Source organism: Polyangium sorediatum (genome assembly GCF_029946465.1).
GTDB lineage: Bacteria > Myxococcota_A > Polyangia > Polyangiales > Polyangiaceae > Polyangium > Polyangium fumosum.
Genome location: NZ_JARZHI010000004.1, coordinates 82,908 through 108,565 on the forward strand (window position 1 = coordinate 82,908; position 25,658 = coordinate 108,565).

Here is a 25,658-nt window from a genome sequence, read left to right on the forward strand (position 1 = left end):
CCTCCGAAGCGCGTAGAAGGAAAGGTACGTCATGGCAAACGCCGAAAAACCTGGGAACGGGAACGAGGGCGAGCGTTCGAGCCTCGGCACGCTCGGGGCGCGGAAGCTCGCGACGACGACCAAGTCGCATCCGCAGATGCAGGGCATCACGCCCCGCTGGCTCTTGCGGATGTTGCCCTGGGTCGAGGTCACGGGCGGCACGTATCGCGTGAACCGCCGGCTGAGTTATGCGGTCGGCGACGGGCGGCTGAGCTTCGGCAACATCGGGGCGAAGGTGCAGGTGATCCCGCAGGAGCTCTGCGAGTTGCCTCTCCTGCAAGGCTTCTCGGACGATGCCGTGCTCGACGCCCTGGCGAGCCGGTTCATCCAGCGGGAGTACAAGCCCGGCGCGCTGATCGCCGAGCGCGGAAAGCCCGCGGAGACCATCTTCCTGCTCGCGCACGGGAAGGCCCAGAAGCTCGGCGTGGGCAAGTACGGCGACGACACGATCCTCGACGTGCTCGGGGACGGCGATCACTTCGGAGATCAGTCCGTCGTCGAGTCGAACGATGTCTGGACGTATTCGGTCCGGGCCGTCACGCCGTGCATCGTGCTCGAGCTCCCGCAGCGCGTGTTCGAGGAGATGATCACACGCTCCCCGGCGCTCCACGCGCATGTCGAGTCGCTCAAGGAGCGGCTCAAGAAGCCCCAGGACAAACTCGGGCAGGCGGCGATCGCGATCACGGCCGGTCACAGCGGCGAGCACACGCTCCCGGGGACGTTCGTCGATTACGAGACCGCGCCGCGTGAATACGAGCTCAGCGTCGCGCAGACGGTCCTCCGGCTGCACTCGCGTGTCTCGGATCTCTTCAACGATCCGATGAATCAGCTCGAAGAGCAGCTCCGCCTGACCGTCAACGCTCTGCGCGAGCGGCAGGAATTCGAGCTCCTCAACAATCGCGATTTCGGCCTCCTGCACAACGCCGACCTCAAGCAGCGCCTTCATACGCGCAGCGGCCCCCCGACGCCCGACGACATGGACGAGATCCTGTGCCGGCGCCGCAAATCGCAGTTCTTCCTGGCGCACCCGCGCACGATCGCCGCCTTCCACCGGGAGTGCAATCGCCGCGGGGTCCTCGCGACCAGCGTCGAGCTCGCCGGCGCCAAGGTCGCGGCGTGGCGTGGCGTCCCGATCTTGCCGAGCGACAAGATCCCCATCCACGCGGACGACACGAGCTCCATCCTGGTCATGCGCACCGGGCAGGAGCATCAGGGCGTCATCGGCCTCCACCGCACGGGCCTGCCCGAGGAAATCGAGCCCGGCGTCTCGGCCCGCAAGATGGGCACCGACGAGAAGGCCATTGCTTCGTACCTCGTGAGCACGTATTTCTCTGCGGCGGTTCTCGTCCCTGACGCGCTCGGCATCCTGGAGAACGTCCAGATCGGGCGATAGCCGCGGCGACCCCGATGACCCTGCAACTCGACCTGCTGCTCCACAACCTCGTCGCCCTGTGCATCGCGATCGTGATGCTCATGCTCCTCTCGGAGCTCGTGGTCAGGGTGATTCATCGGGCTTACGCCTTCGTCTTGCGCTCGCCGACGCTCGAGAGTGTCACGGCGGACGAGCGCAAGGCGTTCCGGAGCCGCGTGCGTCGTCGCGCGCTCGTGTGGGTCGCGCTCGTCGGGGCCGGGCTCATGGCGGGCGCGTTTTTCGCCACGTATCGCGGGATCCGCGCCCTCGACGTGGCGAAGAACGCGCTCGTCGCGCTCGCCGGGGACGATCCTGCGCTCGCCAAGATGCGGCTGCTCACCGCGGCCGGCATTGCCCTCGGCGCGCTCTTCGTCGACGCCCTCGCCCGTGGGCTCGCCGACGGGCTGGGGCAGGCGGTCGCGCGCTCGGAGTGGCTCGACAAGCGGCGCGAGCCGGTCGCCGAGGTCACGGTACGCCTGCGCAAAGCGTTGCGCGTGGTCGTCCTCGGCGCTTCCGCGGTCCTCATCGCCGCGAAGCTCGAGCTCGCGCCGGGCACGCAGCGCACCGTCCTGCTCGCCACCTACACGCTGGGCGCGTTTTACCTCAGCCGCCTCGCGACGGGCATCGGATACCTCCTCCTCGACGTCATCTTCGACAACTCCACGCGGCTCGCCCGCCTCGAGAGCCCGCTCCGGTACCTCGGGAACCTCTCGCACCTGCTCGGGATCACGAAGCGGGTCGTCGATTATTGCGTCTACCTGACGGCGGCGACGTGGGTCGCGGATGCGCTCACCCCGGATACGTGGCTCTCCCAGGCGGGTCGGGTCGGGATCCGGATCATCGCGATCTTTTATGCGAGCCGGGTCCTCGTCGAGCTCGCCGTCCTGCTCATCAACGACCTCTTCCTCGGCAAGGTGGCCGAGGCGAACCCGCAGACGCTCCAGCAACGAAAGACCCTGGTCCCTGTGGCCCTGGGCTTCGTGCGGTATGCGATCTATTTCTCGGCGCTCGTGATGGGCCTCCGCGAGGCCTCGATCGACCCCACGCCGCTGCTCGCCGGCGCCGGCGTCATCGGCGTCGCCATTGGTTTTGGCGCGCAGACGTTCGTGGGTGACATCGTGGCCGGCTTTTTCATCCTCTTCGAGAACCTGCTTCTCGTCGGGGATCTCGTGGAGATCGGCGGCATCCAGGGGCGCGTGGAGGAGATCGGCGTTCGGATCACGAAGATCCGCGACGAGCTCGGCGTGCTTCATTCGATTCCGAACGGCGAGGTGCGCAAGGTCGCGAACCATTCACGCTCGTACGTGAATGCGGTCGTCGACGTGCACGTGCCTTATGAAGAGGACGTGTCGCGGGTGCGTGCGCTCCTCACGAGCATCGCCGAAAAGGAGGTCGAGGCGCGGACGGGCGCTCCTGCGAACGTGGAGGTCGGCGTGGAGGAGCTGAACGAGGGCTCGATCGTCCTGCGTATCAGCGCGCGCGTGCCGCCCGGCGAGAACAAGGAGACGAACGACGCGCTGCGAAACCGCGTCGTGGAGGCGCTCTGCAAGGCCCAGGTCAGCGCGCCGCGCCCGCGTCGGGCTGTCCTGATCGACTCGAACCTCCGCGTGGGCCCCCCGCCCAAGCGAGAGATCGAGGAGTCCACGCCCATCACGCCTTTCTCTCCGTCGCAGGACGACTGACCCCCCCCAGCCGCAGGCTCCGTCGGCGCTCAGCCCGCGATGGCGGGATTGCCCGTCCACACCGGCGGCGTGTACCCGACCGGTTTGTCGCCCACGGCAGCCCCGCCGTGGAGTTGCTTCTGATACGCGTCCCCGAACATCTTGTAGGGGAACGGCAGCGGCTGCGCGCTCGCTTGATCGAGCTCCTTGCGCAGCTCGGCCGGAATCTCGAAATCGAGCGCGGCGAGGTTGTCCTCGAGCTGCGCGAGCTTGGTCGCGCCCAGGATCACCGAGCCGATGCCCGGCTGTGTCGCCGTCCAGTTCAAGGCCACCTGCGCCATGCTGCGGCCGAGCTCCTTCGCCGTCTTCTCGACGGCCGCGACGATCTGCCAATTCTGCTCCGTGAACAATCCGAGCTTGCTGCCGGCCTCGTCCTTCGTCAGCCGCCCCTCGCCCTCGCCGCGCCCCTGGCTCGGCCGGTATTTGCCGGAGAGCAGGCCCCCGCCGAGCGGGCTCCACGCGGTGATGCCCATTCCGAGCGTCTGCGCGAGCGGCACGAACTCGTGCTCGATGTGGCGCTCCACGAGCGAATACTGGAGCTGCAGGTTGATGAACGGCGTGAGCGCGTGCGCCTCGGCGAACGTCTGCGCGCGCGCGGCATACCAGGCAGGCACGTCGGACAGCCCGGCATAACGGATCTTCCCGGCGCGCACGAGGTCGTCGAACGTGCGCACCACCTCCTCGGCGGGCGTGAGGCGGTCCCACGTGTGCAGGAGGTACAGATCGATGTAATCGGTCCCGAGCCGCCGGAGCGACGCCTCCACCGCGCGTATCATGTTCTTGCGGCCATTTCCGCCGGCGTTCGGGTTTCCCGGGTCGAGGCCGTACGTGTACTTGGTGGTCAAAACGACCCGATCCCGCGCCCCGCGCTCGGCGATGAACTTGCCGAGCAGGGTCTCGCTCGTCCCGCGCGTGTAGAGATCCGCGGTGTCGAGGAAGTTGCCGCCTGCGTCGAGATAGCGGTCGAAGACGGCGCGGGCGGCTTTTTCCGTCGAACCCCACGCGCCCCAGGCCCCGTCGGTGCCGAACGTCATGGTCCCGAGGGCCAGGCGGCTGACACGAAGGCCCGAGCGGCCCAGCAGATAGTAGCGATCGAGAGACATCAGCGGACTCCTTGGTTGACTGAACTGTCCAGAATGAAGCGAACGAACACGCGGACGCGCGCCTCCGCGCGCGCCCGCAGGGACTACCGAGCTTTCAGGGAGGTGAGCGCGACGGCGGCGATGTCGCGGAGGGTTTCCGGTGTGGATCCGGCTTTCGCCATGACCCGCAGGCCTTGCACCGTGGCGAGCAGGAACCGCCCGGCTTTCCGCTCGTCGACGCAGGGAGTGATCTCGCCCTTGCGCTTTCCTTCACGCACGATCCGTTCGAACGCGGTCTCGCAGAGGATCGTGCCGGACCTCGCCAGCGACGCGACCTCCGGATCCTTCTGCGCGAGCTCCACGATGGAGCTCACGTACATGCATCCCCGCGCGCGTTCGGCGGGCGTCTCGGCGGCGACGGCCATCAAGACCTGCTCGATCGCAGTGAGCGGTGATTCCTCGGCCTGCAGGCGCTCGATGAGCTGCGCGCCGCTCTCCGCCTGATACCGCTGCAACGCTTCGAGGTAGAGCCGGCGTTTGTCACCGAACGTGTCGTACATGCTCTGGCGCCCGATGCCCATCGCGCGCAGCAGATCCTCCGTCGACGTCGCCTCGTACCCCTTCTCCCAGAAGACGGCCATGGCCCGCTTCACCACCTCGTCGCGGTCGAACTCCTTCGGGCGGGCCATGCGTGTCCTCACCCTCTACACGTTCTGGACTGATCTGTCAAACATCGGGCCGCTAGGGCGTTTTTCCCCGCGAGCGAACCAACCCGAGTTCGAGTTGCTCCTGCGGCTGCCCGGGATACATGCGCGCATCGATCTCCACCCGGTGGCGCGCCACGTCCCAATCGAACACGTTCTCGGCTTCCTTTTCGAGCTCCGCGTCGCCCGCGAGGCGCGCGAGGATCCAGTCCGCGAGCTCCGGCCGCCCGTCGAGCTTGCCTCGCCGCAGCGTCGCCGCCTCGGCGAATTCAGGCTGCTTGCGCAACGCCGCGAGCACCTCCGCCGCGTCCGGTCCGAGGCTCGCGCGGTGAGCGATCAGCAGGGTCGAGAACTGCCGGCGCTCGGTCTCCCACGCCTTCGCGAGGGCAGGGGAGGCGGCCCGCGCCTTGCCGATCGCCACGGCGGCGAGGCCGGCGCTGAACGACCGCGCCGGAATGCCCTCGGGCCAGAGCTCGTGCGCGCGCCGGTAGGCCTTCGCCATCTCGTCGACGTTCTCCACGGAGCTGTCGACCATCGTCCGCAACCACAAGAGGTCCCCGAGCGTGAACCACGCCGCCGCCGCGGTGGGCGCCTTTCGGGACTTCTCCAGCTCCTGGATGCGGCTGCGCCAGACCTCTGCCTCGCGCTTCGTGGCGTTGGCGAGCTCCGCGTCTTGCTCCTCCGCGAGCCACGTCGCCCGCGCCGCCGCCGTGTTTTGCGCGTCGAACGGCGGCAACGCCTGGAGCCGCGCCGAGAGCTCCCCGAGGCCCTTGCCGTCCCCGCGCAGGCTGAGCCAATCGAGCTCGCGACGATACGCCGAGGCCTTTTGCGGCGCGAGGACCTGCTCCGTTCGCGAGACCGAGAGCGCGCGCCGCTCGTTCGCGTCCTTCTCGAGCGCCGCGAGGATCTCCGCGCGGAGTGGTCCTTCGAGCATCGCCCGCGCGAGCTGCCACGCGTCGCTGGCGTCGAGCCGCAAGGCCCGCGTGTCCACCCATCGATCGAGCACGCTCAGGATCGCCAGTTGATCCAGCGCGTCCGCCAGGTGCCCGAGCAAGATCGCGCTGTCGCCTTCGAGCCGCACGGCGGTCTCCAAGCCCTTCACGGCCGCGCGCAGGTGGGCGACGTCGCCCGTCGCCTGGTAACGCCCGGCGTGCGCGATGGCCGCGTTGTTCGCCGAGGACGCGTCCCGCGCCGCGTCCTTCTCGTGGAACGCCGCTTCCTCGGCGAAGGCCCGATCGGCCTCCGCGAGGTTGCCCTGCGAAACCGCGCGCGCGCCCTTCACCTGCAGGAGCTGCGCCTTGACGTACGGCGAGTTCGGATCGGCGAGACCTAGCCACTTCGCGCGATCTTCGAAGCTCGTCGAGATGTTCGCGCGGAGCGAGGCTGCGACGTAGCGTTTGTCCTGCTCCACGCTGGTGTCGTTGTACACGGCCTCCACCACCTGCCGCGCTTTGGGCTCCAGGCCGAGCTCGCGATAGGCGTTCGCGACGCGAATGGACAGCGTGGGGTCCTTCTTCTGGAGGAGCCCTTCGAGCTCCGCGTCGCCGTCCGCGGCGCGCCCGAGCCGGTGATAGACCTGCCCGAGGCCGAGGTGATAGAGCGGATCCCCTGCCGCCTCGCCGCGCAACGCGAGGAACGCGCGCTCTGCCTGTTCGAGCAGCGCCCGCTGCGTGTCGCCCGTCGTCGTCGAGGCCCGCCGCAGCTTGATCATGCCGAGCGAGATCGACGCGGGGATCACCGCCTCGTGCCGCAGGAGCGTGTCCTGCATGGACGCGAGCGTGGGGTCCTTGCGGAATTGCTCGGCGACGTAGGCCTGGATGAGCTCTCGCTCCCGCGCCTCGGTCGCGCCTTGAAGCTTCGATAGAAGCTCGCTCGGCACCTTCCCGGCGCGCAGATCGGCCTCGATGCGGCCCTGGACCTTCAAGCTCGCCGCGCGAAACGCGCGTTGTGCTTCCTGAAAGTCGGAGAGGCGCTCGTTCACGAGGGCCGTGAGGATCTCGTCGGCCTTGTCGAGCGCCCCCGCCTCGGCGTGTGTATCGGCGAGCGCCTGCTGCGCCAGCGCCGTGAGCCGGCCGGGCGCACCGAGCCCGCCGAGCAGCTTCAATGCGGACTTCGTCTCGCCGCGGCTCCGCTGCCCCGCGGCCATCCCCACGGCGAGCTCCTGGTGCCCCTTTCGCTGCACGATCGCCACCACGAGCGCCACTTCGTCGTTCGCTTCGAGGATCGCCCGATCCTCCGCGAGCTTCTTCCGAGCTTCTTCGAGGCGCGCCCTCACGTCGGCCGCGCCGTCCGCCTGGCCTTGTTTCGAGGCCAGCTCCGCCCACGCCTCGACTTCGGTCTCCGCCTCGATCCAGAGCGACGGCGCCGGCCCGAAGCTGTCGAGGATCTTCTTCGCCGCCTCGATCGAGGCCGCATCCCCGAGCGCCACGTAATGGCGCAGGGCGCCGAGCGGCCGGCTCTCCGCCATTCCGTCGGCGAGGTTTTTCCGGAGACGCGCGCGCCGCGCCGTGATCGCCGCCGCCTCTGCGCGCCCCTCGCTCACGCGCGCGGCCATGTCGAGCACGGTGAGCGCTGCGGCCGCTTTCTCCGGCGTATCCTCGCCGATCTGATCCGCGAACGCCGAGAGCCGCTCTGCGAGCAAGACCGCGGCCTTGCCGTCCCGCGCGTCGGCCGGCAGCTCGTAGAAGGCGTTCATCACCCGGCTGATCGCTTCGAGGGACGCCACCGTCGCCGGCTCGTGCACGTCTTCCGCCGTCACGAGGCGCACGATCGACGCGGCGACCTCGTCCACGTCGACCTCGCCGGGATAGGTCCCGAGCACGAGCCGGTATTGCGAGAGCGCGCCCTCGGGATCCCCCTTCGCCTCGGCCTCGCGCGCCTCCGCGAGCGCGACGGACGCCTTGCGCGTGGGCGAGTCGAGGTAACTCGTCACGGCCACCGAGGCCACCACGCCGAGCGTCCCGAGCAGGGCGACGCCCCGCCAAACCTTCGCGATCGGCCCGAGCGGTTCTTTCGCGAGGAACTGGTAGCTCATCGTGCTCACCTGCCGGACGCGGTAGGCGGCGACGGGCACGATCGGGATGAACACCACGCAAAAGCAGTACGTCGCGACGTACGAGCCGTCGGGCCAGGGGTCGCGCTCGCCGTAGAGCCGGAAGCCGATGCCGTTCAGCGTGAAGAGCGTCGGCGCGCGTTCGAGTGGTCGTGGGGCCTTCTCCACCTCGCGGAGGGCATCCCGCAGCGCCCGGCTTTTCACCTGCCGGCGGGCTTGCGCGAGGGCTCGATCGGCCCGCTTGAAATGGCCCGCGCGCTGGAGCCACCGCGCATGCGTGAGCCGCGCGAAGACCGGGAGCTCCTCCGCGGCTGCTTCGAGCTCGGCCCGCGCCTCGGGCGTCTGCGCGAGCGGGGCCGCCTTGCCGAGCAGGCGCCGCGCCCCGTCCAGATCGCCGCTCGCGGCTTTCAGGCCCGCGACGTCGCCGAGCAGGACGGCCACGCGGCCTTTGATGCGCGGGGCGAGTTCGTCGTCGGCGGCGAAGAGCGCGTCGTCGAGCTGCGAGAGCACGTCCCGCTCCACCGCGTCGCGGACGAACACGACACGCGGGCGCGCTTGGGCCCAATCTTCACGTTCAGGATCCGGCTCCAGGAGCGGCTCGGCGAGGAGCTCGTCGACCGTGCTGACGCCCTCTGCGAGTTGTTCGATCGCGGCCATGGCGCCTAGGAGAGACAAACGGCGCCCCGCCGTCAACCAGGATGCTTGGCCCGCTCACACGTTTCCGGCGTTCACGCCTTCACGCGCTTCGCCTCCGGATCGTAGAGCGGCTTGAGCGAGGCGACGGCCGGGTACGACTTGCCGGCGATCTCGACCTCCCACGTGGCGTTTTCGAGGTACTTCGCGTCGACGGGCTCGCCGGCCTCCACCATGACGAGGCCGACGGCGCCCCCGACCGTGTGTCCGTACGAAGCGGCGCGCACGTAGCCGATGGGCTTGCCATTGCGACGCACGACCTCGGCGTGGAACATCAAGGGCTCGGGATCCTTCACGAGCACCTGCACGATCCGGCGCGTGAGCGGCCCAGCGGCCTTCTTCGCGAGCACCGCGTCCCGACCGAGGAAATCCGCCTTTTTCAGATCGACCGCGAAGCCGAGCCCCGCCTCCAGCACCGAATCGGTGTTGTCGATGTCGTGGCCGTAATCGCGGTAGCCCTTTTCCATGCGGAGGCTCGCCAGCGCCTTGAGCCCGGCGTGCTTCAGGTCCACGTGTTTGCCCGCCTCGACGAGGCGATCGTAGACGTGCGTGGCTTGCTCCGTGGGGATGTAGAGCTCATAGCCGAGCTCGCCCAGGTACGTGATACGCACGCAGAGCGCGCGGGCGAACCCGATGTCGATCTCCCGCGCGGCGCGGAACGGGAACGCCTCGTTCGACATGTCCTCGGAGGTCACCCTTTGCATGAGCTCACGCGAGCGCGGCCCCTGGATGTTGATCTGCGCATAGCCCGAGGTCACGTCCGTCACGAACGCGTGCATGTCCGGCTTCGTGTGCCGGCGCATCCAGGTGAGCGCGTGCCGGTGCGCCGTGTCCGAGGCGACGACCCAGTAACGCTCGTCGTCGAGCTTCGTGACCGTGAGGTCCGCCTCGATCGTCCCGCCGGCGTTCAGCCATTGCGTGTACGTGATGACGCCCGGCGCGCCGTCGACGCTGTTCGCGGAGATGTAATCGAGCAGCTTCCCCGCGTCCCGGCCCTGCACCAGGAATTTCGCCATGAACGACATGTCCATGAGGATCACGCCCTCGCGGCAGGCGCGGTGCTCGGCTTCCCAGGACGGGAACCAGCTCTGCCGGCCCCACGAGAGGCGCTCCACCTTGGGGAGCGTGCCGGGCGGCGCATACCAGTCCGCGCCTTCCCACCCGCTCACGTCCTTGAAATAGGCGCCCTGGGCTGCGAGTCGATCGTGAATGGCCGAGGTCTTCGCGCCGCGCGCCGTCTGCATCGAGCGTGTCGGGTAATGGCATTGATAGACCATCCCGAGCGACTCCACCGTGCGCGTGCGGCGGTATTCGGGGTTCGCCTGGTAGGTGTGCAGCCGGTCGATGTTCATCCCCGTGACGTCCACGTCGGGCCGGCCGTTGATGATCCAGTGCGCGAGCACGCGCCCGAGCCCGCCGCCCGTCAGGATGCCGATCGAGTTCAGGCCCGCGGCGACGAAGTAATTCTTGATCTCCGGCGCCTCGCCGACGACAGGCGCGAGGTCGGGCGTGAAGCTCTCGGGGCCGCAGAAGAACTTGCGGACGCCCACCTCCAGCGTGACCGGCACGCGCCGCATCGCCCTCTCGACATAAGGACCCATCCGGTCCCAGTCCGGGGTGATCTCGCCGAAGGAAAAATCATCCGGCACGCCCTCGATTTTCCACGGCGCGCAGAGGGGCTCGAAGAGGCCCACCATCATGCCGCCGACCTCCTCGCGGTAATACCCGTACGAGCCCGGGTCTTCGAGCACGGGCATCGATTTCGGCAGGTCGGGGATCTTGGCGGTGATGAGGTAATAATGCTCGGCCGATTGCAGCGGGATGTTGACGCCCGATTTCGCGCCGAGCTGCCGCGCCCACATGCCCGCGCAGTTCACCACGTACTCGGCCTCGATGTCGCCGAACGGCGTCTGCACGCCCGCGACGGCGCCGCGCTTCGTGATCACGCCCGTGCAGGGCACGTTCTCCAGGATCGTCGCGCCTTGCATCTTGGCGCCCTTCGCGAGCGCCATCGTGATGTCGACCGGGTTCGCCTGGCCGTCCTCCTTCACGTAGAAGCCGGCGAGGATGTCGTCCGTCCGCGCGAGCGGGAAGAGCTCCTTCACCTGCGAGGGCGAGATTTCGTGCACGTCCACGCCGCAGTGGCGGTTGAACGCCGAGACGCGCCGGTACTCTTCGAGCCTGTCCGGATCCGCCGCGACCTCGATGAATCCGACCGGCTTGAACCCGGTGCCGAGGCCCGTCTCCGCTTCGAGGCGGGTGTAGAGATCACGCGTGTACTTGCGCATCTCCGTCGACGTCTCCGACGTCGAGCCGAACGTCACGATGAGCCCGGCGGCGTGCCAGGTCGTGCCGGAGGTCAGGCGGTCCCGTTCGAGCAGGACCACGTCCTTCCAGCCCATGTGAGCCAGGTGGTAAGCGACGGAGCAGCCAATGACGCCGCCACCGACGACGACGACACGCGCGCGCTTCGGCAGAACCGGTACGGACATGGCGTGCCTCATGCCTGAAACCGTCGTCCGCGTCCAAGCCCATCGATACGGAACGTGACGATTCTCACCCGGAGGCAGCGTCAATAATGTGGTGTCGCCCACGTGCGTGTGCCGAAGTCGGCTGACGGCTCACGCGGGCGACGAGCCGGCAAGTGGGACCGGTCCGTGACCTCGACGCGGCCCGGAATCGCAGGACGTACCGTTCCGACGATTCTGTGCTCGGCGCGCCAATCCGTTGACGTACGCGCATCGTGTTCGTAGGGTGATTCAATTGGCGCTCGGATCCGCCTGGTCAGAAGGGGGAGGACAGCGTGTATCTTCCGATGGAAAACGAGTGCGCGGCGCTCCGCGCGCGGGTCGCCGAGCTCGAGGCGAGCCTCTCCGTTCGATCGCCCGTGGTGATGAATGGCCACCGTCGTGAAGCCGTCCCTTCCGACCCCGATGCCGAGGCGCGCCTCCTGCGCGCAGCGATCCATAACATCGCCGACGCCATCGTGATCTGCAACCGCGATGGCCGGACCATCCACTTCAACGCCGCGGCGACGCAGATCTTCGGCGAGCGGTCGAGTGATGTCCCCTCCGAGGAGCTGTCCACGCGATACGGCCTTTTTCTCCCGGACGGCGTCACCCTCGTCCCCACGAACGATTTGCCTTCCCATCGCGCGCTTCGGGGGGAGAACGTCGACCGCATCGAGCTCTTCGTGCGACGAGAGAGCCTGCCGGCGGGCATGTACATCGAATGCTCCGCGCGTTGCATTCGCGACGCGGACGGCGTCATCTGCGGCGCCGTCGTCGTGTGCCGCGACCTCGGCGAGCGCAGGCGTTACGAGGTCGAGCGCGAGCGGCGGCTCCGCGCCGAGGAGCAGCGGCTCGCCGCCGAGAAGGAGCGGCTTCGCATGGCGCGCATCCTGAAGAGCCTGCTCGAGCACCTCGACATCGTGGTATGGGCGACCGACGAAAAAGGCGTCTTCACGTTTCACGACGGCCGCGGCGCCGAAGCGGCGGGGCTCGCGCGGGGCGCGCTCGTCGGAAAGGACGCCCGCGACGTATACCCCGACGACTTGCTCATCCACCGCGCCCTCGCGGGCGTCCCCCAGCACGATCGCAACGGCGCGCATGGGGTCGCCTGGGAGCATTGGGCCATTCCGGTGAACGATGACGGCAGGCCCGCGGGCGTCATCGGCATGAGCCTGAACATCACCGAGGCGCACCAGGCCAAGCTCGAGCTCGAGGCGAAGCTCGCCCTCATTCAACGACAGCAAGAGGTCATCTTCAACCTGGAGACCCCGATCATCCAGGTATGGGACCGCGTCCTCACGCTGCCGATGGTGGGCGTCGTCGACAGCCGGCGCGCCGCGCGGGTCACGGACAACGTCCTCGCCGAAGTCTCGCGCACGCAGGCGCGCTTCGCCATCCTCGATCTGACGGGCGTCGACGTCGTCGACACGGCCACGGCGGGCCACATGCTGAATATCATCTCCGCCGTTCGCCTCCTCGGCGCCGAAGGGATCATCACGGGGATTCGCCCGAACGTCGCGCAGACCATGATCTCCCTCGGCCTCGACCTTTCGCGTGTGCGCACGCTGGCGACCTTGCGCGACGGCCTCTCGTTCGCGATTCGAGAACTCGCTGGATCCTCCGGCGCCGCGCATGGAGCCGGATCGCTTCCCCGGCCGACCCGCAGCCCGAAGGCCCTCTGAATCCCGCTCCCTCGCATTCCTCCCGTCGTCGCAGGTATCGTTGAATCAGGCTTCTCCCGACTTGCGGGCCGCGCATGAATGTCGGGGTAGGCTCATCTTTGGCACGTCAGTCCGTTGACGCAGCGACATAATTCGCAGATAACGTGAACGACAGTCTGCTCCACGACGCGTTTCGTGTGGGACAGAGGGGGGAGGACAGCGTGTCGTTGATTGCCTATGAACAGGAGTGCGCGGAATTGCGCGCGCGGGTCGCCGAGCTCGAAGCTCGTCTGGCTCTACCGGCGTCGGCCGAGACGAATGGATACCACCACGAGGCGAGCCCTTTCGACCAGGACGGCGAAACACGCCTCCTCCGCGCGGCGATTCAAAGCCTCGCGGACGGCGTGGTGATCTGCGACCGCGATGGGCGCCTCATCCATTTTAATGCCGCCGCGACCGCGATCTTCGGGGAACGGTCGAGCGAGGCGGCCCCCGGGGAGTGGTCGTTGCGATATGGTCTTTATCAGCCGGACGGCATGACCCTCGTCCCGGCGCACGAAATGCCCCTCGTCCGGGCCTTGCAGGGCGACAGCGCCGACGCCATCGAGCTCTTCGTGCGGAGCGAGCGGCTGCCGGGGGGCAGGTTCGTCGAATGCGTGGCGCGCGGAATCCGCGACGCTGACGGGGACATCTGCGGCGCCGTGGTCGTCTGCCGTGACCTCGGGGAGAGAAGGCGCTACGAGGCCGAGCGCGAGCAAAGGCTCCGCGCCGAGGAGGAGCGGCTCGCCGCCGAGAAGGAGATGCTTCGCATGGCGCGGATCCTCCAGAGCCTCCTCGATCACCTCGACGTCGTCGTATGGGCGACCGACGAGACAGGAGCATTCACGTTTCACGACGGCCAGGGCTGCGCGTCGGCCGGGTTCGAACGGGGCACGCTCCTCGGAAAAAACATCTTCGACATCTCCCCGGGCGATCACCTCGTGCAGCGCGCCCTCCTGGGCAGCGCGGCGCACGATCGTTCGCACATGAACGGCGCCGTCTGGGACAACTGGGTCATTCCGTTCGGCGAGGACGACAAAAAGGCCTCGGGTGTCCTTGGCCTGAGCCTGAATGTCACCGAGGCGCACCAGGCCAAGGTGGAGCTCGAAGCGAAGCTCGCCCTCATTCAACGGCAGCAGGAGGTCATCTTCAACCTGGAGACCCCGATCATCCAGGTATGGGACCATGTCCTCACGCTGCCGATGGTCGGCGTCGTCGACAGCAAGCGCGCGGCGCGGGTCACGGACGACCTCCTCGCCGAGGTCTCGCGCACGCAGGCGCGCTTCGCCATCCTCGATCTGACGGGCGTTGACATCGTCGACACGGCGACGGCCGGCCATATGCTCAATATCATCACCGCGGTCCGCCTCCTCGGGGCAGAAGGAATCATCACGGGGATTCGCCCGAACGTCGCGCAGACCATGGTCTCCCTCGGCCTCGACATCTCGCGCGTGCGCACGCTGGCGACCTTGCGCGACGGCCTCGCCTTCGCGATTCGAAAGCTCACCGAGGACGGCAGCGCCGCGCGCCGAGCCGCCTTGCTGCCCCGCCCGACACGCAGTGTCGAGTCGGGGTGACGTGCACCATCGAAACCCTATTTGCTCGCATACATCGGGTGGATGTGGTACGCGAGGTCATGGACTCATCGTTTCAGAACGATCCCGACATCGCCGCGCTCGAGCAAGCGGCGGCGAAGGAACGCCGGAAGAAACTCCTCATTGCAGGCGGCGTGATCTTGTGCGTCCCGCTCTACTGGGCCATGGGGTTTTCGAGCGTGCGTGGTTCCCTCGCGGAGGAGGGCTATACCGACCTCCACGTCTCGCCGTCGGGGCTCTTCGACTGGAGTTTCGAGGGGAAAAAAGGCGCCTCGACCTGCAAGGGCAGCGTGACCCGCATGCCCTTCTCCTCCTCGAAAAACACCTTCTGTTATTCGGTCGACGCCTCGGGGCGCGCGAGCGGCTCCCTCGACACGAGCTCGAACTGACCACGGGGACACGAGCCGATGATCGTCGCGACCTCCCGTTCGTCCCGTGAACCCCTGCGCCTCGTCGAGCTGCCTTCGCGCCCGCTCCGCGCGGACGAACTCCGCGTCCGCGTCCGCTCCATCGGCGTCAACCCCGTCGACTGGAAAATGCGCGAGGGCGGCCCGCTCGGCACGGCGCAGCGAATCATCGGCCCGTCCGGCCCGCTCGTCGTCGGCATTGATTTCGCCGGCGAGGTCGTCGAGGTCGGGAGCGGCGTCGAGACACCCAAGGTCGGCGACCGTATCGTCGGCGGCACCGATTTCTCGCGCAACCAGCGCGGCAGTTATGCCGACGAGGTTGTCGTGCGCGCCGATCAATGCGCCGAGCTGCCCGCGTCGGTCTCCTTCGACGCGGCCGCGAGCCTCCCCGTCGCCGGCGTGACGGCGTGGCGCTGGCTCGAGGAGGCCGGCATTTCGTCGCAGCCCGACGCGCGGGTCCTCGTGCTCGGCGGCTCGGGCGGCGTGGGGCTGTTTGCTTTGCAGCTCGCCCGCTCGTATGGCGCGACCGTGGCCGCCGTGTGCTCGGCGCGGAACGTGCCGCTCGTCACGCGGCTCGGCGCCACGGCCATCGACTACAATGCAGGCGACCCGCTCGAAGCCGCTGCCCGCCTCGGCCCCTTCGATCTCGTGCTCAATGCCATCGGCTCTGCGGTGTACTCCTCGTCCGCGTGCCGAAAGCTCTTGAACGCGACGGGGCTCCTCGGCCTCGTGGTCATCCGGCCCGCCGACTATCCTTCGCTCTTGTTCTCGCGCCGGACGAAGACGCTCCTCGGCAAACCCACGCGCGCGAGCCTCACGCCGCTCGTCGCGGCGCTCGCGAAGGGCGAGATCGAGACCATCATCGAGGCGAAACTCCCGCTCGCGGAGGCCGAGGAGGCGCATGTCCGATCACGCGCCGGCAAGGTCGTCGGCAAGCTCCTGCTCGTCCCCTGAATCGATTTTAGGGTTCTGGTTCGTCCTGCGCCAACAATGCGCAGAGACGCGCGACATGCCAGGCGTACTCCTCGCAGCGGGCCTGCTCGGCCCGAGCGCGGGCCGCCACGGGATCGGGCGAGGGGGTCCGCGGCGTCCACAGGGATCGAAACCACGACGTGAAGCCGGCCGAGGTTTCCTCGGGAATCGACGTTGCCGCGTCCTCGGCCGCGCGGGTCGCGGCGAGGCGCGACACTTCCACGGCCGCGCGGCTCGCCGCTGCCTTCCGTCGTCGAGACAACCGGGCCGCGATGGCCCCCGAATCCATTTCTGATTTCGCAGCCCAGGCGCCCGGTCCCCGGGCCGCGGCCGCTTGCATGGCGGCATCGAGCTCGACGTTCGTCCAGCTCTCCTCGGCCTTCCACGCGTGCTCGGCCTCGGCCTCGGCCTCGGCCATTTCGGCGGCCGCCTCCGCGACGAGCGCGGCTGCCTCGGCAGCGGCCGCCGGCGCGCGGGCCTCCCATGCCTCGACGACCCGGCGCGCCTCTGCGCCGACGCCCGCGAGGACCCGCGCCGGGGACAGATTGCGCGCCAGCATGGCGTCGGCCATGGCGATGCTGCCGAAGGGCCCGCCGGGGGAAGGTTTGTCTTCGTTCGGCGTCGGCTTCCAGGGCCATTGACCCTCGATCCATTGCCGCGTCCGCCGGACCGCCTCCACGCTCGACACCTCGGGCTCGCGCCGCGCTTCCCGCTCCTTCTCCAGGGCTCGGTCGGCACAATCGCAGGCGAAACGCAGGAGCACGGAGGCAGGAATGCTCCCCGCGCCGATTGCCTGCGTGAGGCGCTCGTCCGCCGGGATCGAGCCATCGGCGAGCACGGTGAGCAGATCGAGTACGGCTTGGGGATTCAAGGGATCAGTTGCAATGATCCGGCGGCAGCGGATGGGGAGCGCTGCCCGGGGCGAACGGATACCACACGACGGCGACTGTGTTCACGTGGCCTTGGCCGCACATGAGGGTTACGTCGAGGAACAGGTCCTTCTCGTAATGCTTGCAGGTCGTATAACCGCCCACGACATCGGTGAAATCGAGCGCGTCGGCGGCCTCCTCGCAGGTTTTTCCCCAGATGGATAGCGGCCCGTCTGCGTACCGTTTCACCCAGTCCGCCGCGGCCAGATGGACGTCGATCATCAATCCCCCCGAGGGCATGACCGACACCGTGGGCCCGTCCTTGTACCGGATCTTGTCCTTCGTCCGTTCCCCCTTGCCCCAGGCCGCCTCGATGTCGTCGAGCGTGGCTCCCGCGCGCACGCCTGCAATGGACAGAAAATCCCGGAACCCGAAGACCTTCGGCTTGGCCGCGGGGGGCGGAGGCGGCGGCGAGGGCTCGACCGTTGGGTTTTCCTGCACAGCCGTCGCATTCGCAGGCGGTGGGGAAGCGACGGGCGGCGGCGACGGTGGCGCGCTCGCGCAGCCCGAGGCAGCGAACATCAGAACGACGGGGATGGATGTTATCGAGGGCTTCACGCGTCCTCCTGCCACGAAGCGGCGGCGCAGTGTTCCACGAGCCCGCTCGTCCCTGCAAGACCCACAGGGGCCCCCGCGGTTCCGTCAGCGCGCGCCCGGCCACGGAAAAACGCCCGCCTCATCGAGCGCGAGCAAGAATTCCCCGACCATCCGGCCCTGCTCCGCCACCCCGCGGGGGCTCGCGATGGCCCCGAGGGTCCTCTTCGCGCGCGCGCCAAACGTTTGATCCCCCGTGATCCGGCCGAGCCCCGCGAGGAACCGCGCGGCGAGCGTATTGCTCGCGAACGGACGCTCGCGCCGCGCGAACACCCCCACGGCGGAAGGATCGTTCGTGTGCGCGAAAAACGCCCCCGTCGTGGTGTCGAGGAGCGTCTTCTCCATGGCGTCCGCGATCCGCAGCGCCGCCTCGCGGTACGCCGCGTTTTGCGTGACCTCGAAGAGCCGCACGAGCGCCCGGCCCAACCCGGCGGCGTCCGCGAGGTAATGCACGGGCGACCGCGCCTTTGCGTCATGCTCGACCGCGCCGTCGGTCCCCACGTGGCTCGCCGTCACGAGGGCCGCGGCCCGCTCCGCCCGTGCGAGCACGTCCTTGTCGCCTGACGCCTCGAACAGCATGCACATCGCCGCGATGGCGAGCCCATTCTCGTAGGCGTACACGTGGTCGTCGACGCGCGGAACCCCGAGATTGCGCCGCCCTGCGTCGTCGAGGCGATAATACACGTCCCCGTCGATGAACGGTTTTCCCGGTTCGTGCGCGCCCACGTCCGCGTCCTGGCTCACGAGGAACGCGCCTTCGGCGTTCGACAGGAAGGTCGACAGGTACCGCGCGATCCCGCGGGCGTCCTCCAGCAACTCCTTGCGGCCGGTGGCCTTGTGCGCGGCGGCGTAGGCTTCGAGGTTCGCCGCCTGGTACGGCATCAGCTTCTCGTAATGGGGCTCGGCCCACGTCGAGCCCGCGGAATACTGGTAGATGCCGCCCCAGACCGGGTCGAGGATCGCGCGCTGCTTCTCCAGGGTAAACACGGCGCGCCTGCGCGCGAGGTCGTCCCCGTGCCCCGCGCGCCGGAGCTCGAAGAGCACGTTCGCGCCGAGCGGGGACTTTTGAAAGTCGCCCCAGCTCCCCTCTTCCCGGTCGAAATAACGATCCATGTCGATCGAGACGCGCGCGGCGATCCACGGCATGGCCTCGGGCGAGGGCACGATTCGCGCTGGATCCGGTGCTTTGCCGCTGCCCTCCGCGTCTGCCTGGGCAATCGCTTCGAGGATGGGCAAGAGCTCGTCCGCCGGCAGGTATCCGCGGTATTTGCCGATCTCCTCGGCGTCGGGCGAGAGCAGGATCGTCGCCGGCCAGCCCCAGTCGACATACCGTTCGCCGATGTCCGGGCGCTCGTCGATGTCGACCCGAATGGCGACGAACTTCTCGTTCAGGAGACGGCCCACGCGTTCGTCGTGGTACGTCGTCTCGTCCATCACGTGGCACCAATGGCACCACGAGGCCGCGCCGTCGAGGAGGATGAATTTCCGCTCGGCGCGGGCGCGCGCGAAGGTCTCCGGCGAAAACGAATGCCACGTGAAGAGCTGGTTCTTTTCCTTGGCCCGCGCGAGCGCGAGGTTCACCGCGTCCGGCGTCCCTGCGCGCACGAGCCCGCGCGGGGCGACCTGGGGTGCCTGGGGCGTCGCGCTACAGCCGAGGACGAGCACGAGGGCGGGAAGCAAAAGACGTCGCATCACGCCCCACGTACGCGCGGCCCCGCGTGGCGGATCCGCCGGGGCCTTCACGGATCGCCCGTGGGCTGAATGGCCGTCGTCTCGACCATGAGCATGACGGTCCTCCCCGGGGCCCGCGGCCGATGCATCACGCCCTTCGTGATCGTCACGCCCTGCTGCGGCCCGAGCTCGATTGTCCGATCTTCCAGATCGATGAGGAGCTTGCCTTCGAGGACGAAAAAAAACTCGTCATCGTCGTCGTGCTTGTGCCAGTGGAAATCGCCCTCGATCACCCCGAGCCGCACCACGCTGCCATTGACCTGCGTCAGCGTTCGGTTTTGCCACGTCTCCGTGCACGCGGCGACGACGGCGGGAACGTCGATGCGTTCGAGATGCTGGAATTTCACGTCGAGGTTGATGTTGTACTTGGCTTGGTCCGTCATGCGAGGGCTTCCTCCTGGGGCGGGATGCTACTGTCGTTCGTCGGACAGCGCTAGAGGTTCAGCATGTAGAGCGCGAGGGCCGCCGTGCGATCCGTTTTGCGTTCTTCGAGGTACGCCGTGACCTCCGGGACGAGCCCGACGAGCTTCCCGTACTCGCCGAGCGCGCGCATGCGTGCCCTCGATACCTCGCCGAAGTAGATGTGGGAGATCTTTTTCTGATCCGCCGGGTCGATCGGCTGCATGTAGCCGCGTAGAATCGCGCGCGCCGTATCCATCGACGCGCCCGGCGCGCCGGAGGCGTGGAACGTGATCACACGCTCGAACGAGGGCTGGAAGTATGTCCACACCTCTGCCGTCGCAGCGTCGAGCGGGATGGGCGCGAGGGCCTTTTCTTCGAGCCAGGCGCGCACCTCGGCGTGCCGCTCGATCCATTCCGGGTGCGCGAGCAGCTCGCCCGCCGCGGCCATCCACAAGGGCTGCTCGTTGGCAGGGTAGGCGATGGCCGGGCCATGTTCGTCGCGGCTCCGATCCCGCGGGCCGACTTGCGCGGGCTTCGCTGTGAGGAGCTTTTCGAGGAGCGCGACCCGTCGCGCCTCGTCCACCCCGTGGAGGCCGAGCGCGACCCGCATGCGGCAAACGGTCTCGGTATCGAGGCGAATCCGCTCCCCCTCGAAGATGGGCGCGATGAAGGCGTCGAAGCGCCGCGACGCCTCGGCCGCCGGCATCCAGTGGCCCAGCTCTTTGAGCACGTAGCAGCGCGGCGCGTTGAAGCGCAGCGTTTCGAGCTCCTTGTCGAGCTCGCGCACGCGGGCGAGCGCGGCGGCCTCCGGGACCCTGCCGCCCGCGGGCTCGACGGAGCGCGCCTCTGCATGGGCATCGAATTGTTCTCGTCGCGGACGCGGCAGATCCGCCGCGCTGGTCGATTTCTGGGGGGTGTCGAGATCAAAAAGCGCCGCGCGCGCCGCCTCCGCGAGATCACGCGTCGCGCCCGGAATGCCTCGCGTCAGCGGCACCTCGCCTTTCGCCGCGAGGATCCCGTTCACGAGCGCCCGCGCCTCCCGCTCCAGGCCAAACCGCACGCCGAAGGCGCCCAGATCGTTGATTTGCAGGATCACGAGCTCCAGCGAGTCCGCCTCCGCCGGCCCTTCGAGCCTCCGCTTCACTTCGGGGAGCAGGCCGCGGAAGATCACCGGCCCCTCGTCGCCCACCGCGCGCTCGGGATGTCCCCATAACATCTGCGAATAGACGGCGGAGGCCGCGCCGTGCAAGAGGAGCTGCTCGCGCGCGTCCTTGCTCGTACGCACCCGATCGAGCAGGAGCCGCCGGCCCTCCGGGACGTTGTCGACGACCCAATAGGCGGGAATGCTGGCGAGCGCGAGATACCGAACGAAGGATTTCGGCGGGCGCGGCCCGGGTTCGTCCGGGCCGAGCTCATACGCGGTGATGCTTGCCTCGTCCCGCTTGGCGAGCGCCATCAGGATCTCGGCGTCGTGCACGGTGCGGATGCGCGCGACGAGCGAACGCGAAAACACGAGGGGTTTTTCGTCGAACGTCGCCGCGCTCTCCGCCTCGAGCTCCTCGGCACAGGGCGGCGCGAGGAGGAGGTCGCTGACGTCGGGGAAAAGCGTGGGAATCGTCTCGCGGATGTGGGCCTGCATGAGCAGCGGCGCGCGCGCGGCTCGGTCCCGCTCGCGCCGCATCAGGGCGAACATCTCGTCGGGGACGGGACGCCCGACCTCAGGGACCGAACCGCTGAGGCACGGCGGAGCGCTCCTCCACTGCGTGGGCGCGCAGGCCGCGAGCACGAGGGCGACGGCGAAGGGGAGGGCGGCGCGGCGCTTCATCGGGGCAGCATACTTCGACAGACCCGCTCCGTCCCAGGTACTTTCGTCCCTCCCGGCTCGTGCACGATCGCGACACGCGCGTCACGCTCTGCGCATGGAACGTTTCTCCCTCCTGCTCGCCGGCGTCGTCGGCTTCGTCGGGGTCGCGCTCGGCGCGTTCGGGGCGCACGGGCTCAAGAAATGGGTCACGCAGTTCCCGGACGCCGAGCAGCGCCTCACCTGGTGGCAAACCGGATCCCAATATCACCTCCTCCACGCCCTCGCGATAGGCCTCACGGCCTTGCACCCCACGCCCACGAAGGAAGGCAGCGCCCTCGCGCCCTGGTTCTTCCTCGGCGGTATCATTCTTTTCTCAGGCAGTCTTTACGTCATGACGCTGACCGGCCGCCGCGTGCTCGGCGCCGTCACGCCCCTCGGCGGCCTCCTGCTGCTCGCCGGCTGGCTCGCCATTGCGTTGAATGCTCTTTTTGCGACGGCATGACTCCTGCTAGACGCGGCGGCGCCGGGCGCGGATGGGCGCCCCGAAGGAGCTAGAATGATCTTCGCTTTGACCTCCACGTCTCGTCGCTCGTCTCCCGCTGCCCGCCGGCGTGCCACGCTGCGCCACGGGCGTTCCCCGCTCGCCAGGGAGAAAGCGCGCCTCGTCGCCCATTTTCGCGCGGTCCTCGCCGAGCTCCGCGCGCGCGACACGAGCCACCTGTCCCCCGACCAACGCGCGGCCCGCGCGGGCCTGATCGCCGAGCTCCAGCGGTACGCCCGCACCGGGCGTTTCCCGCGGAACCTCGATTTCCCCGGGATCCGCATGCCCTATTTCGTCGACGCTTTCGGGACGCGTTGCGCGATGGCGCACCTCATCGAGGCGACCGGCGAGGCCGATCTCGTCGCGCGCGTGGCCCGGTCGGCGAACAACGCCTTCGTCCGCGAGATCGAGGGGGACGCCGTGCTTCGCGCCTGGCTCGATCGGGCCGGGCTTACGGCGGCCGAGGCGGCCCGGATCCAGCCGTCGTATTGCTTCGTCAGCAAGGCCGACGCCTGCTTCTGCCAGAGCAACGGTTTCTATGTCGTCGCCGTGGCCGAGGCGACCCTGACGACCGTCATGGGGGATGGAAGTGGAAGGGCCACCGCGAAGGTCGACGCCCTCCATGGTGCTGCCTCCACCTCCCCGATGGTGGGCGATACGATCGAGGTCTACAACGCAGGTACCAAAGTCGGTGTTCCGGTGCTCGTCGGGATCACGGAAAACACCTCCTCGTACGCGGCGGTGCAGCTCGACACGGCTGGATCCGTCGAGCTCTCCTGCGGGCTCGACGTGCCCAAGATCTCGAAGCAGGACGCGATCAACGCAATGCTCGCGTCGACCAGCAGCAGCGAGCATTTTGCCTGCTCGGACTATCTCGAGAAGAAGGACGCCGTCTGGGGCGAGTCGCAGTGCGGATCGGACGAGAGCGGTGACGATGTCGACGGCGGCTGTTCGCTCACGGCCGCAGGCGGCGCCTCCCCGCTGCTCCTCGGCTCGCTCGTGCTCGCCGCCGCGACGTTCGCGCGGCGGAGGCGCGTGGCCCGGAAGCGGAAGGCGTCCACGATTCGCTAGCACACGCGCCGCCGTGTGAAGGAGCCTCCGGGGCGTCCGGTCTGGACAGGCCCCGGGGGCTTCTGTATATCCGCTTCGAGGAACGGATGAAGCGGCACGCACCCACGAGCGCCGCCGGAGAGGGCAAGGCGCGGAAACTCGTGAAGGTCGGTCCGAACGGGAAAGCCCGCGTCGCGCCGATGCCCGAGCGCGCCCCCGTGGGGATGGCGAGGCCTCACGCGCCCGCCGAGCGCCATTCTCTCCCCACGCTCGCCTCCCGGCGGAGCGGGGCGGTCCGCGGCGTGGGCGCTTGTCATACCTGCGCGGTGCTCGGGGAGGTTCGCCTGTACGAAGCGGTCGACGTGGGCAAGGTGCTGCTCTGCGGCCCTTGCGCGGACAAGGCGCGCGCCGAGACGTTCGGCCGCGCCGAGCCGCTCGACCACGCCATCATGGTCGGCGGGTTCGAGACGAACCGAAGGCGGCACTGATCACGTCGTCGCCCCTTGGAGGACATCCATCGCCTCCCGGAGCATACCCTGGGGGACGGAATGCCCCCCGTCGAATTCGCGGTACGTCACGGTGTATCCCGCGGATTCGAGGGTGGGGACGAGGGTCCGGCTGCATCGAATGGGCAGGACGCGGTCGTTCACGCCGTGGCTGATGAAGATCTCGGGCGACCCCACCTGCGTGAGCGGCCGCATGAATCCGGGGGAAAACGCGAAGACGAACCGGAAGAGGTCGCCGTTCGTGAGGCCGAGGGAGAGGGCATACGAGGCTCCATCGGAGAACCCCTCGATCGCGATCCGCGTCGGGTCGACGGCGAGGCAATGGAAGGCGGCGGTGAGCGCGCGATCGATGCGGGCGACGTCGGGGCCGTAGCCGCCGCGCAAGAGGTCCCAGGTCGAGCCCATCGAATCGGGTGCGACGAGGATGACGCCGTCGCGCTCCGCCTCCGGGCGAATGGGATCGATGCGATGACGGGCCTCGCCGCCCGCGCCGTGCAGGCAGAGCATCAGCGGAGCCGGGCGGGCGGGATCGTAGCTCGACGGGAGGAAGAGGATCCCGTCGCGTTTGTCGCCGAGGCCGAGCGGCCTGTCGCCGCGCTGGGCCTCGTCGCGGGGGCCGGGCGTGGGGCGGGCTTGCAATCGGCCGAGGTCACGCGGATCGAGCTTCCGTGCAGCGCGCGTCATGGGGATCTCCCCGAAGGCATGTGGTGCATGCGCCGCGACCCGCAAGAGGCACGGCCGCTCCGCCCGAGCACGCGTGGCGGGCGCGCCTTCGGCCGTTATCCGTGTGTGGAGGACGTCCGCCCACGCCCGAGCTTTGCGACTTCGGTCGATTCGAGGCGTTCTCGATCCGTCCGCCGCACGCGCACCGGGGTGGCGCAGCCCCTGCGCCACGCGTGGTCCCCACTACGCGCCGCCAAACTTTCGTTTGTCGCCGGAGCGATGTTGTGGCATCGTAACATCATGCCCAGACGCACCATACCTTCTCCCGCCGCAGCCAAGGTCGGCGCGCGCATCCGCGCGCTGCGCCTCGAACGCGGTCTGTCCCTTCAGCACGTTGCCGATGTCGGTCAACTGTCGAAGGGGCACCTCTCCAGCATCGAGCACGGGCTCGCGGCGATCACGATCGAGACGCTCGTGCGCATCGCGCAAGGGCTGGACGTATTGCCGATGGATCTGCTCACGTTCCCGGAGGACGACGAGCGTGGTCGCATCGCCGACATCATCCGCACCAAGATCGGAAAGAAAGAGCTGCCCAAGCTCCGGCGGGAGCTCTCGGCGCGCGGCGCGGGCAAGGCCTGAAGCCGCCCCGGGGGGGGCTGCTCCGTTCTCCTCGACGCTCCTCGCGCCCGCTCTCCGTGCTAACGTCCTCCGCATGCAGGACGCCCTCGACGCGCTCACGGACGATGTGCGGTCCACGCACCCCGAACAGATCTTGATCGTCACCGGCGCGGGCGTCAGCCACGCCAGCGGAATTCCCACGTTCCGCGGAAACGATCCCGACGCCATCTGGAAGCGCGACGTCACCGAGCTCGGCACCCGCGCGTTTTTCAGCGAGAATCCCGCGGGCTCGTGGCAATGGTATCTGTCGCGATTCGACAAGGTCTCCGGCGCGAAGCCAAACCCCGGGCACCACGCCATCGCGGCGCTCGAGCGATTCCAGACAGAGAGGGGCGGCGACTTCCTCCTCGTCACGCAGAACGTCGACACCCTGCACGAGCAGGCCGGATCGAAGCGCATGGTCAAGGTCCACGGCACGAGCGATCGGTATCGGTGCTCCCGGAGCGGCTGCGAGCTCGGCGCGCTCGAGGGATCGATCGCCGCGAGCGAGGTCGACCTCACGGCGTTCCGGGCAAACCCCGTGGAGGCGAATGTGCCGCGTTGCCCTTCGTGTGGCGCGTTTCTACGGATGCACGTCCTCTGGTTCGACGAGGTGTATGCCGGGCACGACGACTACCAGTGGAGCCGCGTGCTCGACGCCGCGAAGGTGCAGGCGCGGCTCGTGATCTTCGCGGGCACGTCCTTTTCGGTCGGCGTGACCGAGCTCGTGACGCAATCCGCGCGCGCGCGGCGCGTGCCCGTCTTCAACATCGATCCCACGCCGCGCATCAGCAAGCCGGGTATCATGCCCATCGCCGCCGGCGCGGAGGTGGCGCTCGTCGAGGTGTGCAAGCGGCTCGGCTTGGCCGAGGGCGCGGCATGGGCGTGACGACAC

The 25,658-nt window shown here is 68.6% G+C and carries 21 protein-coding genes; 11 read left to right on the forward strand and 10 right to left on the reverse strand.

The window, feature by feature from the left end; all coding sequences use genetic code 11:
- Window positions 1-31 precede the first annotated feature (31 nt).
- Complete coding sequence (locus QHF89_RS06470; protein ID WP_136971007.1) at window positions 32-1,432, forward strand: family 2B encapsulin nanocompartment shell protein; 1,401 nt, start codon at window positions 32-34, stop codon at window positions 1,430-1,432.
- Between the two features lie 14 nt (window positions 1,433-1,446).
- Window positions 1,447-3,132, forward strand: coding sequence for a mechanosensitive ion channel family protein (locus tag QHF89_RS06475; protein ID WP_136971006.1), 1,686 nt, complete (start codon window positions 1,447-1,449; stop codon window positions 3,130-3,132).
- A gap of 29 nt (window positions 3,133-3,161) precedes the next feature.
- On the opposite strand, the gene QHF89_RS06480 is transcribed toward QHF89_RS06475, so the two are convergent.
- The 4 genes from QHF89_RS06480 to QHF89_RS06495 all read right to left on the reverse strand — a co-directional run bounded on the left by QHF89_RS06480 (window position 3,162) and on the right by QHF89_RS06495 (window position 11,194).
- Complete coding sequence (locus QHF89_RS06480) at window positions 3,162-4,274, reverse strand: aldo/keto reductase (RefSeq protein WP_136971005.1); 1,113 nt, start codon at window positions 4,272-4,274, stop codon at window positions 3,162-3,164.
- Between the two features lie 83 nt (window positions 4,275-4,357).
- On the reverse strand, window positions 4,358-4,942 hold the full coding sequence (locus QHF89_RS06485) for a TetR/AcrR family transcriptional regulator (RefSeq protein ID WP_136971004.1): 585 nt from the start codon (window positions 4,940-4,942) through the stop codon (window positions 4,358-4,360).
- Between the two features lie 52 nt (window positions 4,943-4,994).
- Window positions 4,995-8,666 carry a hypothetical protein gene (locus QHF89_RS06490; RefSeq protein WP_136971003.1) on the reverse strand — a complete coding sequence of 1,224 codons (3,672 nt, stop codon included), beginning with the start codon at window positions 8,664-8,666 and terminating at the stop codon, window positions 4,995-4,997.
- A gap of 71 nt (window positions 8,667-8,737) precedes the next feature.
- Window positions 8,738-11,194, reverse strand: a complete 2,457-nt coding sequence (locus QHF89_RS06495) for a GcvT family protein (RefSeq protein WP_136971002.1) — start codon at window positions 11,192-11,194, stop codon at window positions 8,738-8,740.
- Between the two features lie 311 nt (window positions 11,195-11,505).
- On the opposite strand from QHF89_RS06495, the gene QHF89_RS06500 reads away from it, so the two are divergent.
- From QHF89_RS06500 to QHF89_RS06515, 4 genes are all read left to right on the forward strand, one after another.
- Window positions 11,506-12,894 (forward strand): PAS domain-containing protein, encoded by a 1,389-nt coding sequence (locus tag QHF89_RS06500; protein WP_136971001.1) that lies wholly within the window; start codon window positions 11,506-11,508, stop codon window positions 12,892-12,894.
- Window positions 12,895-13,094: 200 nt separating this feature from the next.
- The gene (locus tag QHF89_RS06505; protein ID WP_284720158.1) at window positions 13,095-14,489 is read left to right on the forward strand and encodes a PAS domain-containing protein; all 1,395 of its coding nucleotides are present in this window, start codon (window positions 13,095-13,097) and stop codon (window positions 14,487-14,489) included.
- A 59-nt stretch (window positions 14,490-14,548) separates the two neighbouring features.
- Window positions 14,549-14,896: a hypothetical protein gene (locus tag QHF89_RS06510; RefSeq protein ID WP_136930539.1), complete on the forward strand. Its 348-nt coding sequence runs from the start codon at window positions 14,549-14,551 to the stop codon at window positions 14,894-14,896.
- 18 nt (window positions 14,897-14,914) lie between these two features.
- Window positions 14,915-15,868, forward strand: coding sequence for an NAD(P)-dependent alcohol dehydrogenase (locus tag QHF89_RS06515; RefSeq protein WP_136970999.1), 954 nt, complete (start codon window positions 14,915-14,917; stop codon window positions 15,866-15,868).
- A 7-nt stretch (window positions 15,869-15,875) separates the two neighbouring features.
- On the opposite strand, the gene QHF89_RS06520 is transcribed toward QHF89_RS06515, so the two are convergent.
- The 5 genes from QHF89_RS06520 to QHF89_RS06540 form a co-directional block, all read right to left on the reverse strand.
- Complete coding sequence (locus tag QHF89_RS06520) at window positions 15,876-16,757, reverse strand: hypothetical protein (RefSeq protein ID WP_136970998.1); 882 nt, start codon at window positions 16,755-16,757, stop codon at window positions 15,876-15,878.
- Between the two features lie 4 nt (window positions 16,758-16,761).
- The gene (locus tag QHF89_RS06525; RefSeq protein ID WP_136970997.1) at window positions 16,762-17,337 is read right to left on the reverse strand and encodes a hypothetical protein; all 576 of its coding nucleotides are present in this window, start codon (window positions 17,335-17,337) and stop codon (window positions 16,762-16,764) included.
- A gap of 120 nt (window positions 17,338-17,457) precedes the next feature.
- Window positions 17,458-19,101 (reverse strand): DUF255 domain-containing protein, encoded by a 1,644-nt coding sequence (locus QHF89_RS06530; RefSeq protein WP_136970996.1) that lies wholly within the window; start codon window positions 19,099-19,101, stop codon window positions 17,458-17,460.
- A gap of 47 nt (window positions 19,102-19,148) precedes the next feature.
- Window positions 19,149-19,523: a cupin domain-containing protein gene (locus QHF89_RS06535; protein WP_136970995.1), complete on the reverse strand. Its 375-nt coding sequence runs from the start codon at window positions 19,521-19,523 to the stop codon at window positions 19,149-19,151.
- 50 nt (window positions 19,524-19,573) lie between these two features.
- Window positions 19,574-21,367: a hypothetical protein gene (locus tag QHF89_RS06540; protein WP_136970994.1), complete on the reverse strand. Its 1,794-nt coding sequence runs from the start codon at window positions 21,365-21,367 to the stop codon at window positions 19,574-19,576.
- Between the two features lie 94 nt (window positions 21,368-21,461).
- Between QHF89_RS06540 and QHF89_RS06545 the strand changes: the two genes are divergently transcribed.
- The 3 genes from QHF89_RS06545 (at window position 21,462) to QHF89_RS06555 (ending at window position 23,425) form a co-directional block, all read left to right on the forward strand.
- Entirely contained in the window at window positions 21,462-21,848 is a 387-nt protein-coding gene (locus QHF89_RS06545) for a DUF423 domain-containing protein (protein ID WP_136930546.1), read from the forward strand.
- A gap of 54 nt (window positions 21,849-21,902) precedes the next feature.
- Window positions 21,903-22,958 carry a hypothetical protein gene (locus QHF89_RS06550; protein WP_136970993.1) on the forward strand — a complete coding sequence of 352 codons (1,056 nt, stop codon included), beginning with the start codon at window positions 21,903-21,905 and terminating at the stop codon, window positions 22,956-22,958.
- A gap of 86 nt (window positions 22,959-23,044) precedes the next feature.
- The gene (locus QHF89_RS06555) at window positions 23,045-23,425 is read left to right on the forward strand and encodes a hypothetical protein (protein ID WP_136970992.1); all 381 of its coding nucleotides are present in this window, start codon (window positions 23,045-23,047) and stop codon (window positions 23,423-23,425) included.
- Here the strand turns inward: QHF89_RS06555 and QHF89_RS06560 are convergent, their stop codons facing one another.
- Window positions 23,426-24,127 (reverse strand): alpha/beta hydrolase, encoded by a 702-nt coding sequence (locus QHF89_RS06560; RefSeq protein ID WP_136970991.1) that lies wholly within the window; start codon window positions 24,125-24,127, stop codon window positions 23,426-23,428.
- A 279-nt stretch (window positions 24,128-24,406) separates the two neighbouring features.
- On the opposite strand from QHF89_RS06560, the gene QHF89_RS06565 reads away from it, so the two are divergent.
- Both QHF89_RS06565 and QHF89_RS06570 read left to right on the forward strand, forming a co-directional pair.
- Window positions 24,407-24,745 carry a helix-turn-helix domain-containing protein gene (locus QHF89_RS06565; RefSeq protein WP_170229226.1) on the forward strand — a complete coding sequence of 113 codons (339 nt, stop codon included), beginning with the start codon at window positions 24,407-24,409 and terminating at the stop codon, window positions 24,743-24,745.
- 73 nt (window positions 24,746-24,818) lie between these two features.
- Window positions 24,819-25,652, forward strand: a complete 834-nt coding sequence (locus tag QHF89_RS06570; protein WP_284720159.1) for an SIR2 family NAD-dependent protein deacylase — start codon at window positions 24,819-24,821, stop codon at window positions 25,650-25,652.
- Window positions 25,653-25,658: the final 6 nt, after the last annotated feature.